The sequence below is a fragment of the Terrabacter aerolatus genome (assembly GCF_007991735.1).
GTDB classification, from domain to species: domain Bacteria; phylum Actinomycetota; class Actinomycetes; order Actinomycetales; family Dermatophilaceae; genus Terrabacter; species Terrabacter aerolatus.
In genome coordinates, this window is the sequence record NZ_BJYX01000008.1 from 18733 (window position 1) to 33867 (window position 15135).

The 15135-nt window shown below is 72.9% G+C and carries 14 protein-coding genes; 6 read left to right on the forward strand and 8 right to left on the reverse strand.

Annotated features, from left to right (window positions below):
• Positions 1-27: 27 nt before the first annotated feature.
• On the reverse strand, positions 28-567 hold the full coding sequence (locus TAE01_RS09245; RefSeq protein ID WP_246111238.1) for a Fur family transcriptional regulator: 540 nt from the start codon (positions 565-567) through the stop codon (positions 28-30).
• A 32-nt stretch (positions 568-599) separates the two neighbouring features.
• On the opposite strand from TAE01_RS09245, the gene tdh reads away from it, so the two are divergent.
• The 3 genes from tdh to TAE01_RS09260 are packed head-to-tail and all read left to right on the forward strand — an operon-like array spanning position 600 to position 2691.
• On the forward strand, positions 600-1637 hold the full coding sequence (tdh, locus tag TAE01_RS09250; protein ID WP_147065703.1) for an L-threonine 3-dehydrogenase: 1038 nt from the start codon (positions 600-602) through the stop codon (positions 1635-1637).
• A gap of 11 nt (positions 1638-1648) precedes the next feature.
• Positions 1649-2320, forward strand: a complete 672-nt coding sequence (locus TAE01_RS09255) for an alpha/beta fold hydrolase (protein ID WP_147065705.1) — start codon at positions 1649-1651, stop codon at positions 2318-2320.
• Positions 2320-2691, forward strand: coding sequence for a DUF2568 domain-containing protein (locus tag TAE01_RS09260; RefSeq protein WP_147065706.1), 372 nt, complete (start codon positions 2320-2322; stop codon positions 2689-2691). The genes TAE01_RS09255 and TAE01_RS09260 overlap by 1 nt, the downstream gene beginning before the upstream one ends.
• Here TAE01_RS09260 and TAE01_RS09265 read toward each other — a convergent pair.
• From TAE01_RS09265 to TAE01_RS09280, 4 genes are all read right to left on the reverse strand, one after another.
• Entirely contained in the window at positions 2678-3058 is a 381-nt protein-coding gene (locus TAE01_RS09265; protein ID WP_147065708.1) for a hypothetical protein, read from the reverse strand. The two genes, TAE01_RS09260 and TAE01_RS09265, sit on opposite strands and share 14 nt — an antisense overlap.
• 204 nt (positions 3059-3262) lie before the next feature.
• Positions 3263-6661 carry a CHAT domain-containing protein gene (locus tag TAE01_RS09270; protein WP_147065710.1) on the reverse strand — a complete coding sequence of 1133 codons (3399 nt, stop codon included), beginning with the start codon at positions 6659-6661 and terminating at the stop codon, positions 3263-3265.
• A 3-nt stretch (positions 6662-6664) separates the two neighbouring features.
• Positions 6665-7492, reverse strand: a complete 828-nt coding sequence (locus tag TAE01_RS09275) for a caspase family protein (RefSeq protein ID WP_147065711.1) — start codon at positions 7490-7492, stop codon at positions 6665-6667.
• A 117-nt stretch (positions 7493-7609) separates the two neighbouring features.
• Positions 7610-7858: an SCO4226 family nickel-binding protein gene (locus tag TAE01_RS09280; RefSeq protein WP_147065713.1), complete on the reverse strand. Its 249-nt coding sequence runs from the start codon at positions 7856-7858 to the stop codon at positions 7610-7612.
• Positions 7859-7986: 128 nt separating this feature from the next.
• Here TAE01_RS09280 and TAE01_RS09285 point away from each other — a divergent pair, with 128 nt between their 5' ends.
• Entirely contained in the window at positions 7987-8886 is a 900-nt protein-coding gene (locus TAE01_RS09285; protein ID WP_147065715.1) for an alpha/beta fold hydrolase, read from the forward strand.
• Between the two features lie 75 nt (positions 8887-8961).
• On the forward strand, positions 8962-10155 hold the full coding sequence (locus TAE01_RS09290) for a glycine C-acetyltransferase (RefSeq protein ID WP_147065717.1): 1194 nt from the start codon (positions 8962-8964) through the stop codon (positions 10153-10155).
• 118 nt (positions 10156-10273) lie between these two features.
• Here the strand turns inward: TAE01_RS09290 and TAE01_RS09295 are convergent, their stop codons facing one another.
• The 3 genes from TAE01_RS09295 to TAE01_RS09305 form a co-directional block, all read right to left on the reverse strand.
• On the reverse strand, positions 10274-11701 hold the full coding sequence (locus TAE01_RS09295; RefSeq protein ID WP_147065719.1) for a PepSY-associated TM helix domain-containing protein: 1428 nt from the start codon (positions 11699-11701) through the stop codon (positions 10274-10276).
• A gap of 69 nt (positions 11702-11770) precedes the next feature.
• A complete protein-coding gene (locus TAE01_RS09300) occupies positions 11771-12469 on the reverse strand; it encodes a hypothetical protein (RefSeq protein WP_147065721.1) in 699 nt (232 codons plus the stop codon).
• A gap of 64 nt (positions 12470-12533) precedes the next feature.
• Positions 12534-12962, reverse strand: coding sequence for a pyridoxamine 5'-phosphate oxidase family protein (locus tag TAE01_RS09305; protein WP_147065723.1), 429 nt, complete (start codon positions 12960-12962; stop codon positions 12534-12536).
• A 126-nt stretch (positions 12963-13088) separates the two neighbouring features.
• On the opposite strand from TAE01_RS09305, the gene TAE01_RS09310 reads away from it, so the two are divergent.
• Positions 13089-15131 carry an NAD(+) synthase gene (locus TAE01_RS09310; protein ID WP_147065725.1) on the forward strand — a complete coding sequence of 681 codons (2043 nt, stop codon included), beginning with the start codon at positions 13089-13091 and terminating at the stop codon, positions 15129-15131.
• The last annotated feature ends 4 nt before the right edge of the window (positions 15132-15135 follow it).

Sequence of the window (15135 nt, forward strand, 5' to 3'; positions counted from 1 at the left end):
GGGGGTGGGTGGGGACGGGTGTGAGCGTCAGGTGGGGGACGGGGCGCAGTCGCGGCACGTGCCCAGGAGGGCGGCGTGCCCGGTGTCGAGGGTGAACCCGAGGTCGGCGCGCAGCCGCGCGGCCGCCTCGTCGAACACGTCCGGTGCCACGTCGAGCACACGCCCGCAGACGTGGCACTGGACGTGGGCGTGGCCGTGCTCGTGCCGGTGGTGGGGCGCCGGCGCGTCCACCTCGGTGGCCACGGAAGCCGCTGACCGCGCCACGCCGCCCACGGTGAGGTGGTAAACCGTCGCCGACCCGCCGAGGTGGACGTGCGAGAGCACGCCGGTCTCGACGAGCGCCGTGAGCGTCCGGTAGACGGTGGCCCGGTGCACGGCCGGCTCGACCTCGGCGACGCGCGCCCCGATCTGCTCGGCCGTGAGGTGCTCGTCGCCGAGGTCGGCGGCGTCGACGACGCGCAGCACGGCATACCTCGCCGGCGTGACCCGCTCACCCGCGGACCGCAGCCGCGACACGGCGTCGGCCACGCGGACACTCGGGTGCGTGCTCTCGGGTGACGTGGACACCCGCCCATTATCGGCAGTGGCAGACTCTCCCCGTGCGCGCACTCACCAAGCTGACCGCAGGCCCCGGCCTCTCCCTCGTCGACCGCCCCGAGCCCGAGTGCGGGCCCGCGGACGTCAAGATCCGCGTCCTGCGCGCGGGTCTGTGCGGCACCGACCTGCACCTCGCGGGCTGGGACGACTGGGCGCAGTCGACCGTCACGCCGCCCCTCGTCATCGGGCACGAGTTCTACGGCGAGGTCGTCGAGATCGGCGAGGACGTCACGGGGGTCTCGATCGGTGACCGCGCCTCGGGCGAGGGCCACATCGTGTGCGGCCGCTGCCGCAACTGCCGGGCCGGCCGTCGTCACCTCTGCATCCGCACCGAAGGCATCGGCGTCAACCGCGACGGCGCGTTCGCCGACTACGTCGTCATCCCCGCCAGCAACGCCTGGATCCAGCCGGCGGACCTCGACCCCGACCTCGGCGCCGTCTTCGACCCGCTCGGCAACGCGACCCACACCGCCCTCCAGTGGCCGATGGTCGGTGAGGACGTCGTCATCACCGGCGCCGGCCCGATCGGTGTCATGGCCGCCGCGATCGCGCGCCACGCGGGCGCCCGCTACGTCGTCGTCACCGACGCGAGCGACTACCGCCTCGCGCTCGCCGAGCACGCCGGCGCCGACCTGACGATCAACGTGACGCGCGAGACCCTCGCCGACGCCCAGGCCCACCTCGGCATGAAGGAGGGCTTCGACATCGGCCTCGAGATGTCGGGTGCGGCGCCGGCCGTCACCGACATGATCACCAACATGAACCACGGCGGCCGCATCGCGCTCCTCGGACTGCCGCACCAGTCCTACGAGCTCGACTGGGGCAAGGTCATCACCCACATGATCACGCTCAAGGGCATCTACGGCCGCGAGATGTACGACACGTGGTACGCCATGTCGCAGATGATCGCGACGTCCGAGCGGTTCCGGTCGGCCGTCGCCCAGGTCATCACGCACCGCTTCCCCGCCGAGCAGTGGGAGGAGGCCTTCGAGACCGCCCGGTCCGGCCAGTGCGGCAAGGTCGTCCTCGACTGGAGCTGAGAGGCTTTCGTATGCCGTCTGCTCCCGATCCGGTCGCCCGTCCCCGTCCGCTCGTCCTCCTGCACGGTCTCGGCCAGTCCCCGATCGCGTGGCAGGACTTCGTGTCGGCCTACGGCGCCGGCCGCCCGATGACGGCCCCGTGGATGAAGGGACTCAAGCCCAAGGACCCTGTCGGCTTCGACCTCGGAGCGGCGGCCTCCGGGATCGCCGACGAGCTGGAGCTGCAGGGCGTGCGGCAGGCGGACTTCGTCGGGGTCTCCGTGGGTGCGAGCGTGGCCCTGCGCCTCGCGGTCGAGCGACCCGAGCTCGTCGGCCGTCTGGTGCTCGCCGGTGCGCTCGTGCGCCCGAGCAGGGGAGCCCTGCGGATGCAGCGCCTCGCGATGCGTCTCGTGCCGGAGGGCAAGCTCGTCGATGCCGGGGTCTCGCGCCCGCGCATGCTCGCCGTCCTCGACGCGCTCAAGGGCTTCGACGGCACCGAGTCGCTGCGGACCGTGACCGCTCCGACGCTCCTCGTCGCCGGGTCGAAGGACAAGGCCGGCGTCACTGCGGCACAGGAGCTCTCGCAGCAGCTGACCGGTTCGAGCGTGCAGGTCATCGACGGGGCCGGGCCCCTCGTCAACACCGAGTCGGCCCGTGAGCTCGCCGACCTGACGCACGCCTTCCTCGACGAGCCGGCCACCTGATGGACCGACCGGCCGAACGAGCCGGGGTCAACGCCAACGACGTCGTGGCGTTCTTCGTCGAGGTGCTGGCCGTCGTGCTGCTCGCGGTCCGGGGTGCCCGCCTCGGCGACACGTCCGTCGTCCACGTGCTCGGCGGCGTCCTCGTGCCGGCGGTGGCGGTGGTGCTCTGGGGCCTCTTCGCGGCGCCGCGGGCGCGGTTCGCCGTGCCGTCGCTCGCGGTGGCCACCAAGGTCCTCGTGCTCGGCGCCGCCGTGCTCGCTGCGTGGTCGCTGCTGCCGGCGGCGTGGGCGGTCACCGTGACGGTGGTCGTCGTCGTCAACACGCTGCTCACCCGGTTCGGGCCGTTCGCCCGCCCGCTCAGCAGAGGTTGATGCCGCCGGCGTCGAGCAGCCGGGCGACGACCTTCTCGTCGGTGACGGCCGGCACCATCCAGTCCTTGCCCACCACCGACTTCGTGCCGCTCGTGCACTCGAACGTGTGCACCCGGCGGTCGAGCTCGACGGGCTGGTCGTAGAAGGACGCCTCGAGCGGCTTGCCCGCGGCACTCGTGCACGTGACCCGGTGCTCGGCCAGCGAGCCCTGGTGGTCGCCGCTCGACGGGCACACGGTCTCGGCCACGACGGCCCAGCTCGGGTGTGCAGCGGCCTCGGGAGAGGAGTCCGGGTTCGAGCCGCTGCAGGCGGCGAGCGGTAGCGCCAGGGCGACCGCGGCGCTGGCGAGGGTCAGGCGTCGGAGCACGAGAGGGTTCCCTGAGGGTGGGGGACGGAGGGGTGGCGCGTCGGCGGTGGCGCGCGGGCGCCGTCAACTCTAGAGGGCGATCCGGCCGGTCCCCACTCGAGACGAGGGCCCTGAGCGTGCGGGAGTGACCGAGTCGACACCGGCCCGGCTCGTGCGCACGAGGCCTGCCGCGCGCGGCGGGTCATGCGCGGCGATGATCGAGGCTCAGGGGTCGGTCGGCTCGGCGGCTTCTCCGGTGTCTCCCGTGTCGGCGGTCGCCGTGTCGCCCGTGTCGCCCGTGTCGCCCGTCGCGGCGGACCGCGGCGCGTCGAGGGCGACGAGCCCGTCGTGGAGGGTGCGCAGGAAGTCGACGCGCCGGTGGGCGTCGGTGCCGGCCATGACGAGGAGGAAGTCGACCTGGTCACGGACCTGGCGCAGCTGCTCCTCGCTGCCGAGCTCGCTGGCGCGCCGGTAGAGGTCCAGGGCGTGGTGCGCCTCGTCGGCGGTGGCCCGCGGGCTCCAGAGCGCGTCGAGCACGAGCAGGTCGCCGTAGACCGCGACCGTCCAGAAGGTCGGCGCCAGGTAGGCCTCCTCCCGGGCGGCCTCGAGGGCGTCGTCGATGAGCCGGCGTGCCTCGGACCGGTCGAGCGGCTCCCGGTCCGGAGCAGGACGCCAGCGCAGGGCCAGCTCGGCGGCGAGCCAGTTGGCGAGGGCGCCGTGCCGCCGCCGGTCGGTGGCTCCGGACGCCGTGCGGGCGGCCGCGTACCAGTCCGACATGTTGGCGAGGGCCTCGTGGGTCCGGGACCAGTCGCCGGTGTGCGTGGCCCCCGGCCGCTCGGGACACGTGACGAGGGCGAGCCGCTTGTAGGCACTCGCCACCCGCCAGAGCCGGTCGATGCCGACGGCGACCGGTGCCGCGTGGGCGTCACCCGGCAGGAAGGACGCCCGCTCCGGCGCGTGCGCACCGAGGACGAGGGCCGCCGGGTTGTCGAGCAGGGCGCGGAGCCGGTCGATGGCCGACTCGATGGTGGCCACCGCGTCGTCGACGGCGTCGTCGCCGCTCGCGGCCGCGCGCACCACCTGGTCGATCCAGACCTCGAAGTCGCGCACCGTCAGGGCGGTCCCACCCCGCTCCAGGGTCTGCTCGAAGTACTGGGTGGCGTGGGTGAAGTCGCCGAACTTGTTGTAGGTGCGGGCGATGAGCACCTGCAGCGCGTCGTCCTCGCGGTCCTCGGGCGTCAGGGCCTCGTAGAGCTCACGCAGGCGGTCGAGGCCGAAGCGGGTGTTGCGGCTGACGTCGACGGACTGGCTGAGGTTCTCGATCTCGACCCGGGCCTGCTCGGCGCTCGCCGGAGCCCGTTGGGTCGTGGTGGCGCGGTGCACCGCGGCATCAGGGGCGAGCCGGTAGTCCGGGTCGCCGTAGCACTGGTAGGCGCCCCATGTGTTGACCGCCGGGTAGTCGTTCCACGTCTGCCAGCGGGCCGCGCTCAGCGCCTCGCCGAAGGTCAGGCCCGACAGCATCCGGTCGTAGAGCGTCGTCGCGAACGTGGCCGCGGCCCCGTCGTCGACGGCCCAGCCGCAGGCCACGACGGCCCGCACCCCGATGTCGATGAGCTCGGTGGCGAAGCTCGCGGCGAGGCGGTGGTAGTTGCCGCTGCGAGGCACGCCGGGGGTGGACGACGCCGGTGCGGAGGAGCCGCCGAATCCCGAGGTTCCTGCGCCAGCCGCTGCTGACCCGGCCCCGGCCGGGCCGGTGGAGGTCACGGGCGGGACCGGGCCGACCGAGCCCATCGAGCCGAGGTGACAGCAGTTGACGACGACGAGCTCGGGCACCTGGCGCATCTGGCCCACCTCACCCGCCGTGAGGTACATCCCGTTGCCGAGCACCATGCCGGTGACCGTGGCGTCGGTGCCGTCGCCCAGGGGCCACTCGTAGACCCCGTGACCGGCCAGGTGGATGACGCGGTAGGACGTCGCGAAGAGCGCCTGCACGATCTTGGTGCCGCTCTCGGCGATGAGCGGATCGGCCTCGAAACCGTTGGCGCGCAGGGCATCGGCGACGCTGCGAGCCTCGCGCTGCGCAGCCGGGAGGGCGGCGAGCCCACTGGCGGTGTCACCGACGACGAGCGCCCTGCTGCTCGTCGCGGAGAGCACGTGGCTGCGCATCGAGGACCCCTCGAGCTGCCGCACGAGGCCGCGCCGCACCCCGAGCGGCTCGCGGTCCTCCTGCGTGCCCTGGTCGTCGAGCAGCTCCCACGGGTAGTGCGCCGAACCGCGGTCGACGAGGAGCACGAGGTTGTCGGTGTCGGGGGCCTGGGCCTTGAGGTCGTTGGGGAAGAGCAGCTCGAAGAGCGTCCGGGCGGCGGAGGGGTCCGGTGACGGCGAGTCGACGAGCGACTCGACGAGACGGTCCACGAGCGCGCGTTGGGTCGGGACGGTCCGGGTGGGGGTGCCGGCCCGGCGCGTCGAGGCCTCGAAGGTGAGCCCGCCGTCGTCCTCGCTGCGCACCCGCACCTGCTGCCACCATCCCGAGGGTTCGGAGAAGAGCAGCCGCCGCTGGCGTCCCGGGCGCTCCGCGAGCCGGAGGTCGGCCGTGAACGAGTCGGCGAGCTCGCCGCTCGTCAGGGACGAACCGAGCGCCTCGACGGCCTGCAGGGCGCGGTCCTGCCACAGCTCGATGACCTCGATCTCGGCGATGTGCACCGCGAGCTCGGTGTCCGCGAGGCGGTCGTTGGCCCGTTGCACGCCGGTGAGCAGGGCCTGCACGCTGTCGCGCACGGACAGGCCGCCCTGGCCCGTGCCGATGAGGAGGCTGGAGAGGCTGAGCTGGAGCACGTCCGTGCTCGCGTCCGAGGTCCCTCCCGTCAGGTGGCCGAGCGCAGCCGTCAGGGCCGCGTGCGCGATGGCGCGCGCGAGCGTCGCGGCGCTGAGGCCGCCGATCGGGCCGAGGCCCGCGACGATCGCGCCCGGCGGCCGCGTCCACTCCTCCGGATCGGTGAAGACCTGGCACGTCTCGATGGGGCCGGGGTAGATGCCGAGCATCGCGGCCCGGGACAGCCGTCCGTCGAGCAGCTCGTCCAGGGCACCCTCCCCGCCGACGAGGGTGCTGCCGGGGTAGTGGCCGACGACGACGTGGTGCCGGGCGAACCGCAGGTCGCCGTGCGAGATGCGCACGCGCGTCAGGGGCCGCGACGGGTCGGCGTCCGGGTCGGTCCCCGGGTCTGTCCCCGGGTCGGGCTTCGCCGCGGTCTGGAGGCCGGCGTCGCCCGGACGAGGGGCGGCCGGGGCCGGCAGCGTGGACGACACGGTCGTCACGGGAGGGACGGCCGGCGCGGACGGCGACGAGGGCAGCGCGTCCCCCCGCGCGATCGGCGCTCCGCCCTCGGGCGTGGCCTCCCTGGCTTCCGCGGGCTGCGGCGGTGCCTGCTCGCGGGCCTGCTCGCGGGCCTGCTCGAGGGACTGCTCCGGGTCGATCGGGTCGGGGAGGGGCTGCTCGTGCAGGACCTGAGGGGGAGGGACCTGCTCGGGAGGGACCTGCCCGGGAGGCGCGGCCGCCCCGTCGACGGGCGGGACGGCATACGGCTCCGGCGGAGTCGGGGACCCGTCGCCCACGAGGGCCGACACGGCTCAGCCCGTCCCGGAGAGGAAGAGCTGGTCGAGACGCGCGGCGCGCCCCTCGAGCTGGGGCACCTGGTCGTAGTTGCCGGTCAGGCCCGCGAGCGTGCGGGCGTGCAGCTGCCGGTACGTCACGTTCGGGTCCTCGCGCATCGCCTGCACGAGGTAGTAGGTCAGGGCGCCGTGGTAGGTGCCGCCGATGTCGGCGTCGGCCGAGGTCTGGTCGTCGCGGCAGCCGCTGAGCAGGGTCTCGGTGATGTCGACGACGTGGACGTCCTGCTGGGGGCGCCGGCGGCGGGACCGGTTCGGTGTGCCGGTGAACTCACCCCCGGCTGCCTCGTCGTCCGGGTTGGGCAGGTAGCGCGAGAGGACCTCGGGCGGGGGCGCGTCCGGTCGAGGGGGTTCGCGGGTGTTGCTGCCGGAGTGGCAGCAGTCCATGACGACGGTCAGGGTGGCGCCCGGGTCGAGCCGGTCGAACGTCGTGCGCAGCCAGTCGTCGAGCAGGGGGTCGTGGAAGTCCAGGTCGTGCGGGCAGAGGATCTCGTCGCGGTGGTCGGTCGTCTCGTCACCGCTCGTGTCCGGGACGTTGGACCCGTGGCCCGAGTAGTGCAGGTAGAGCACGTCGCCCGGGCGCGCGGAGTCGACGAGGTCGCTCATGGCCCGGGTCATGGCGGCCTTCGTCGCATCGCCGTCGACGAGCATCGTGATGTCGGGGTCGGCGAAACCGTAGAGGTCCTTCAGGGCGTCGGCGATGTCGTGCACGTCGTTGACGCACCCGCGAAGGTCCGCGCCCGGGATCGCGTACTCGTTGACCCCGATGAGCAGTGCACGCTTGGACATGGGGAGCTCCTTCGACCCACGGCCGTGCGGCAGGCGCAGCGGCCCCTGCAGTTCAGTGGTGTCCTCGAGGGCGGGTGATACACCCGTCCTCGAGGGGCGGCGCGTGGGTCGGGGCCCTCAGGCCGTGACCGTGATCTCGTGGATCTCGTCGGCCGGGTGCCCCGCGCGCTCGTGGATGCGCTGGACGGCATCCGCGCTCGGTCCCTCCGACAGGCAGAAGACGTGCCCGGTGTTCGGGTCGGCCCACGCGTGCTTGAAGCTCACGCCCTCGTCGTCCTGGATGTCGAGGTCGGCCTGGTGGGCCGCCATCAACGCCTCTGTCGTCACGCCCGCCATGCTGGTGTGGACGTCCATGAACTCTGGCATGTCTCGCCTCCATCGCTGCTCGGTCCCCTGACGGAAGGATGCGGACTCAACGCTACGCCCGAGGCGGTCGGCTCGGCGGCTGTTCCGGCATACCCGTGCCGGCCCGGCCGGCATGGTTGCATGAGGGCATGCCGACCCACGACACGCACCTCGTCCGCACCCCCGACGGCCGCGACCTCGAGGTCCTCGTCACGGGGCCCGCCGACGGGCTCCCCTTCGTCTTCCACCACGGCACGCCCCAGGCGGCGGTGCCCTTCGGCATCCTCGAGCGACCGGCGACCGAGCGGGGGCTGCGCACCATCAGCTACTCCCGGCCCGGCTACGGTCGGTCGACCCCGCGGACCGATGCCGACAGCACGGCCAGGGTCGCCGACGACGCCGCCGACACGGCCGTCGTGCTCGACGCCCTCGGACACGACACGTTCGTGACCCTCGGCTGGTCGGGCGGTGGCCCTCGCGCCCTCGCGTGCGCGGCCCTGCTGCCCGGTCGCTGCCTCGCCGCGACGTCGGGCGTCGGCATCGCACCGCCCGACGCCGACGGGCTCGACCAGACCGCCGGCATGGGGCCCGAGAACGTCGCCGAGTATGCCGCGGTGGCCGCCGGGCGGGACGCGCTGACGGCCTTCCTCGAGGAGCACGGTGCTCCCGTGCTGCGTGCCACGGCCGACGACATCGTCGGCGAGCTGAGCGGACTGCTGCCCCCGGTCGACCGCGCCGCCATGACCGGCGAGCTCGGCGAGTACCTCGCCGCCGCCTCGCGTCACGCCGGGGCGCAGGGGATCGTCGGCTGGCGCGACGACGACCTCACCCACACCCGGCCCTGGGGGTTCGACCTCGGTGCCGTCACCGTACCGACCGCCGTCTGGCAGGGCACCGAGGACCTCATGGTGCCCTTCGCCCACGCCCAGTGGCTCGCGGCCCACGTCGCGGGCACCCGGGCGCACCTCGTGGAGGGGGAGGGCCACGTGTCGCTCCTCATGCGGATGGGCGACATCCTCGACGACCTGCTGGCGCTGGCGGGCCGCTGACGCCCGTCGCGGACGGCCTACGCTGGAGGGCGCCACCCTCCCCGCCACACCGGCACGACCCCACGAAGGACACCGATGTACGGCTCAGTCAAGGACGAGATCGCCGCCACCCTGCAGGAGATCAAGGACGCCGGTCTCTACAAGAACGAGCGGGAGCTCACCTCGCCCCAGTCGGCGCACGTGACGACGCTCAAGGCCGAGGCGCTCAACTTCTGCGCCAACAACTACCTCGGCCTGGCCAACGACCCGCTCGTCGTCGAGGCGTCGAAGAAGGCGCTCGACGAGTGGGGCTTCGGAATGGCGTCGGTGCGCTTCATCTGCGGCACGCAGACGCTGCACACCTCGCTCGAGCACAAGCTCAGCGAGTTCCTCGGCACCGAGGCGACCATCCTCTACTCCTCGTGCTTCGACGCCAACGGCGGCGTCTTCGAGGTGCTCTTCGGCGCCGAGGACGCCATCATCAGCGACGAGCTCAACCACGCGTCGATCATCGACGGCGTGCGGCTGTCCAAGGCGATGCGCTACCGCTACAAGAACGCCGACATGTCCGACCTGCGCGCCCAGCTCGAGGCCGCCGTCGCGGCAGGCGCGAAGCGCAAGGTCGTCGTCACCGACGGCGTCTTCTCGATGGACGGCTCGTACGCCCCGCTCGACGAGATCTGCGACCTGGCCGACGAGTTCGGCGCCCTCGTCTTCGTCGACGACTCGCACGCCGTGGGCTTCGTCGGCGACGGCGGCCGCGGCACGCCCGAGCTGTTCGGGGTCATGGACCGGGTCGACATCCTCACCGGCACCCTCGGCAAGGCGCTCGGCGGCGCGTCCGGTGGCTACGTCTCGAGCCACCGGGAGATCGTCGACCTGCTGCGTCAGCGCTCGCGGCCCTACCTCTTCAGCAACTCGGTCGCCCCGTCGGTGGTCGCCGGCTCGATGGCGGCGCTCGAGCTCGTCGAGAGCTCGGCCGAGAAGCGCGAGACGCTCAAGGCCAACACGGCGCTCTTCCACTCGCTCATGACCGAGGCCGGCTTCGAGCTGCTCCCGGGCACGCACCCGATCCGCCCGGTCATGTTCCCCGGTGAGGACGGTGCGCGTCAGGCCGCCCAGATCGCCGACCACATGCTCGGCAACGGGGTCTACGTCATCGCCTTCAGCTTCCCCGTCGTGCCGCGCGGCAAGGCGCGCATCCGCGTGCAGCTCTCGGCCGCCCACTCGGAGGCGGACGTGCGCGCCTGCGTCGACGCCTTCGTCGCGGCACGCGACGCCGTCGGCTGACCGACCTGGGTTCTGGTCCGCTCCGGAGGTGCGGGCCGGCGCGAGGAGTGCGCGCTGCACCGCGCACTCCTGCGGCCGGCGCGCACCTCCGGTGAGACCGCGCACCGCTCTCGCAGACCTACCGGTCGGCGGTGTCGAACGCCCGTCGCAGCCGCGGCACGCGTCGGATGACGTAGCGGTCGAGCAGCAGCACGAGGACGAATGACGCGCCGAACACCGGCAGCAGCAGCGCCAGCCCGACGACGAGGACGGCGAGCAGCGGCGACGCGGCGAACGGCATACGCCCACGGGGTGCGCCGACGGCGCCGGCGCCGCGCGGCCGCCGACGCCACCACATGAGAGGGCCGGTCACGCACGACGCGACGACGGCCACGCAGAAGAGTGCCGTCAGCCAGAAGTTCACCGTGCCGAAGCGGCGACCCTCGTGCACGGCGATGCCCTGGCTGACGACCTTGGCGAGGGCCGGGTAGTCGTCGTAGCCGTAGGTGCTGACGACCTGGCCGCCGAAGCGGTCGACGTGCACGGTGCGCTCGGCTCCCGGGTCGTCGAACGCGTAGCCGATGACCGAGTAGACGCCACGCTCGTCCGTCGGGAGTGCCACCGTCATGGGGTGCGCGAGCCCGGCCCGCGCCCCCACCTCGACAGCCGTGTCGAGGTTGGCGACGCTGACGTCGTCCGTCGTGGACGCCGGGTTCGACTGCGGCACAGGGCTCTTGCCCTGCGCCCACGGAACCGCATGGTGGCTGTGCGGCAGCGACTCGTCCAACGTCGACGTCGGGTTCGACAAGGCTCCCGGGTCGTCGGCCCACAGGGACGTGCCGCCGCCGGTGGCGAGGTGCTGCACCTGCTCGCCCCAGATGCCGGTCCACGGCAGGCCGGAGACGACGAGCAGCAGCAGTCCGGCACCGACGAACGCGCCGGTGCGCGCATGGCGGCTGCGCAGGCGCGCGTTCGTGGCTCCGGCCAGCCGCCCGCGACGACGCGCCCGTCGGCCCCGGACGAAGAGGTAGTAGCCGGTGACCGACATGACGATCGCCCAGCACGCCCCGAGCTCGATGACGGTGTCGCCGACGCGGCCGGCCATGAGGTCGGCGTGCAGTCGCACGGCCGTGCCGCTGATCGTCGAGTCCGGGTCGAGGGACCCGAGCACCCGCACGGAGTAGGGGTCGACGAAGACGTCGCGCGTCAGCCCGTCGGCCGTCGAGACGGTGAAACGGGCGCTGTCGTCGACGCCGGCCGGCTCGGTGAACGACACGACGGTCCCGCCGGGTTCGGCCTTCTGGACGGTCTCGAGCTGGGTCTGCCACGGCTGGGTCAGCTGTCCCTGCGCGTGCTCGACGCGCATGAGGTCGGGGTGGAGCACGGGCTCGATCTGGAAGCGGAAGAGGTAGACGAGGCCGGTGACGGCCAGGACGAGCAGCACCGGCACGACGACGACGGAGGCGTAGAGGTGCCAGCGCCAGAAGGCGCGGAAGAGGCCGGACGTGGGGCGGGGAGCGTTGCGGTGCGGTGGTTTCGGGCGTGCGGGGTCGTCGACGACGGACATGCGTGGATCTCCTCGGGCATGACGATAGGGGGCAGCGCCCGGTCGGTCGCCGGCGCCGCAGGGGTGGTGTCAGGTGAGGAGGAGAGCGGGTGGGCCGCGCCGCACCGGGGTGCGGGCGCGCCACACGTCGGAGGGCACGCGCCCGTCGGAGCGTTGGGGGAGCGGGCCGGGCAGGCCGACCCGGGCCAGGACGAGCGCGCGCCACAGGGCGACGGCGCCGCAGGTCAGGAGGCGGACGACCCGGCTCGTGGCCGCGCCGAGGAGCGCGAGCAGGAGGCACGCCACCCACCACGACCGCTCGCCGCGGGTCAGGACCAGGCCGAGGGCCACCGCGGCGACCGCGTGGGCGAGCAGCATCGCCGGGCTCGGCAGCAGGTCGGTCAGGGCGCTCGACATCGCCGCGTCCGTCGCGCCGGCGGCGTCCGTCTCGATGCGACCGAGAGGACGTATGCCGTGTGCCGCGTGCACGGGATCCGTGGCCCGACCGTGGCCGGCCGGTCCTCCGGCCAACGCCGCGAGACCGTGCACGAGGTGCGCCACGACCTGGAGCGCGACGAGCAGCGCTGCGGCGCGGGGCACCGACAGGCGGTCGCGGACGAAGGGCAGGGTCGCGCCGGTCAGCACGGCGGTGGCGACGACGACGCCCGTCCCGGAGACGAGGTGCCCGCCCCCGACGGCGTGGGCGATCGTGGCGCCGCCCGACGCTGTCGCGGCGAGCACGAGCGCGCGCGAGGTCTGCGCGTGCGGGCTCGGGGCGGCGGGTGGCACCCGCCAAGGCTAGACGACGCCGTCCGGCACGCCGCCGTCCCGCCGCCCGCCGGTCAGCCGGTGGTCAGCCGGTGGGCAGGTCGCGCAGCCAGGGCCGGGTCAGGTCGAAGCGGCGCCCCGAGATCTCGTCGACCTCGATGGCGACGACGACGGACTTCGGGGTGTCGACCCACGGGCGCACCGGCAGGCGCTCGACGACGTAGGCGGCCTGCCCCTCGAGGGTGCGGGCGCGTCCACGGCAGATGACGCTCGTGGCCCGCTCGCCGACGATCTCGTCGACCTCGAAGGCGACGTCGGTGTTGGCGGTGACGCCGAAGAGCTTGCTGCCCTCGGCCGTCATGAAGACGAGGCGCTCGCCGTCCACGGCGTAGTTGATGGGCGTGATGTGCACCTCCCCGACGAGGTGGAAGGCGAGCCGGCCGAACTCGTGGCTGCGGAGGAAGCCCCAGGCCTCCTCGGGGTGAAGGACGTGGACCGGGTCGTGGTCGGACATGGCTACCTCCTTGGTGTGCCGTACGGCGACTGCCTGGCTACTACTCATGGTAGTAAGAACTGGACCCGGCGCGCTGGGCGAGTGACGAGTCCCCGGTCACACGGGCCGTTGCGATTGACTGTGTCCATGGACTTCTACAGCTCCTGGGCCCAGGGCTTCGCCCGCGTCGCCGCGTGCACCGTGCCGATCGTCGCGGCCGACCCCGAGCGCAACGCCGATGCCGTCATCGCGCAGTTGCGCGAGCTCGACGACGAGGGCGTGGGGCTTGCGATCTTCCCGGAGCTCTGCCTCTCGGGATACGCCATCGACGACCTCTTCCTGCAGGACACGCTCCTCGACGCGGTCGACGACGCCCTGGCCCGCATCGCCGAGGCCACCGTCGGCCTGCGTCCGGTGGTCGTCGTCGGCGCGCCGCTCGAGAAGGGCTCGCGCGTCTACAACTGCGGCGTCGTCATCCACGCCGGTCGGATCATCGGGGTCGCGCCCAAGTCCTACCTGCCGACCTACCGGGAGTTCTACGAGCGGCGGCACTTCGCGCCGGGCGACGACCAGCGCGGCCAGACCATCGACGTGGCGGGCGACCGGGTCCCCTTCGGCCCCGACCTGCTCTTCCGGGCCACCGACGTGCCCGGCTTCGTGCTGCACGTCGAGGTCTGCGAGGACATGTGGGTTCCGGTGCCCCCGAGCCACGAGGCGGCGCTCGCGGGCGCGACGGTCCTGACGAACCTCTCCGGCTCGCCCATCACCGTCTCGCGCGCCGAGGACCGCCACCTGCTCGCGCGCAGCGCCTCGGCCCGCTGCCTCGCGGCCTACCTCTACGCCGCGGCCGGCGAGGGCGAGAGCTCCACCGACCTGTCGTGGGACGGCATGACGATGGTCTACGAGAACGGCACCCTGCTCGAGCAGGGCGAGCGCTTCCCCGAGGGTGCGCGGGCCTCCGTGGCCGACATCGACCTCGACCTGCTCCGGCAGGAGCGTCAGCGCCAGGGCACCTTCGACGACAACCGTCGCACGCTGTCGGCGCGCACCGACGGCTTCCGCACCGTCGAGCTGGAGCTCGACCCGCCGACCGGAGACCTCGGGCTGCTGCGCAAGGTCGACCGCTTCCCCTTCGTCCCCGACGACGCGGACCGCCTCGCCCTCGACTGCTACGAGGCCTACAACATCCAGGTCTCGGGGCTCGAGCAGCGGCTGCGCGCCATCGGCCAGCCCAAGGTCGTCATCGGCGTCAGCGGCGGCCTCGACAGCACCCACGCGCTCATCGTCGCGGCCAAGGCCATGGACCGGCTCGACCGGCCGCGCAGCGACATCCTCGCCTTAACGATGCCGGGCTTCGCGACGAGCGACCACACGAAGACCAACGCGATCGCCCTCATGGAGTCGCTCGAGGTCACGTGGGAGGAGCTCGACATCCGCCCCGCGGCGACGCAGATGCTCGAGGCCATGGGTCACCCCTTCGGCCGGGGCGAGGAGGTCTACGACGTCACCTTCGAGAACGTCCAGGCCGGCCTGCGCTACGACTACCTCTTCCGCATCGCCAACCAGCGCGGCGGCATCGTCCTCGGCACCGGCGACCTCTCCGAGCTGGCCCTCGGCTGGTGCACCTACGGCGTCGGCGACCAGATGAGCCACTACGGCATCAACAGCGGTGTCCCGAAGACGCTGATGCAGCACCTCATCCGGTGGGTCGTGTCCTCGCGCCAGTTCGACGAGGAGGTGGCCGGGACGCTCACCTCGATCCTCGACACGGAGATCAGTCCCGAGCTCGTGCCCGCCAAGGAGGGCGAGAAGCCCCAGAGCACGCAGGCGGTGATCGGCCCCTACGCCCTGCAGGACTTCACCCTCTTCCACGTGCTGCGCCGGGGCTACCGGCCGTCGAAGATCGCCTACCTCGCCTGGAACGCGTGGCGCGACAGCGAGGCGGGGGAGTGGCCGGCCGGCTACCCCGAGGGGGAGCACACGGCATACGACCTCGCGACGATCCGGCACTGGCTCGAGGTCTTCGTCAAGCGCTACTTCGCCAACCAGTTCAAGCGCTCGGCGCTGCCCAACGGTCCCAAGGTCGTCGCGGGCGGCTCGCTCTCGCCGCGTGGTGACTGGCGTATGCCGTCCGACGCGACCTCCGTGGCCTGGCTCAGTGAGCTCGACGCGAACGTCCCTGAGCAGTAAGGCG

Coding starts and splice junctions, on each gene's coding strand:
- TAE01_RS09255 (WP_147065705.1), top strand. CDS start 1,649: ATGCCGTCTGCTCCCGATCCGGTCGCCCGTCCCCGTCCGCTCGTCCTC.
- TAE01_RS09260 (WP_147065706.1), top strand. CDS start 2,320: ATGGACCGACCGGCCGAACGAGCCGGGGTCAACGCCAACGACGTCGTG.
- TAE01_RS09275 (WP_147065711.1), bottom strand. CDS start 7,492: ATGTCCAAGCGTGCACTGCTCATCGGGGTCAACGAGTACGCGATCCCG.
- TAE01_RS09280 (WP_147065713.1), bottom strand. CDS start 7,858: ATGCCAGAGTTCATGGACGTCCACACCAGCATGGCGGGCGTGACGACA.
- TAE01_RS09285 (WP_147065715.1), top strand. CDS start 7,987: ATGCCGACCCACGACACGCACCTCGTCCGCACCCCCGACGGCCGCGAC.
- TAE01_RS09290 (WP_147065717.1), top strand. CDS start 8,962: ATGTACGGCTCAGTCAAGGACGAGATCGCCGCCACCCTGCAGGAGATC.
- TAE01_RS09295 (WP_147065719.1), bottom strand. CDS start 11,701: ATGTCCGTCGTCGACGACCCCGCACGCCCGAAACCACCGCACCGCAAC.
- TAE01_RS09305 (WP_147065723.1), bottom strand. CDS start 12,962: ATGTCCGACCACGACCCGGTCCACGTCCTTCACCCCGAGGAGGCCTGG.
- TAE01_RS09310 (WP_147065725.1), top strand. CDS start 13,089: ATGGACTTCTACAGCTCCTGGGCCCAGGGCTTCGCCCGCGTCGCCGCG.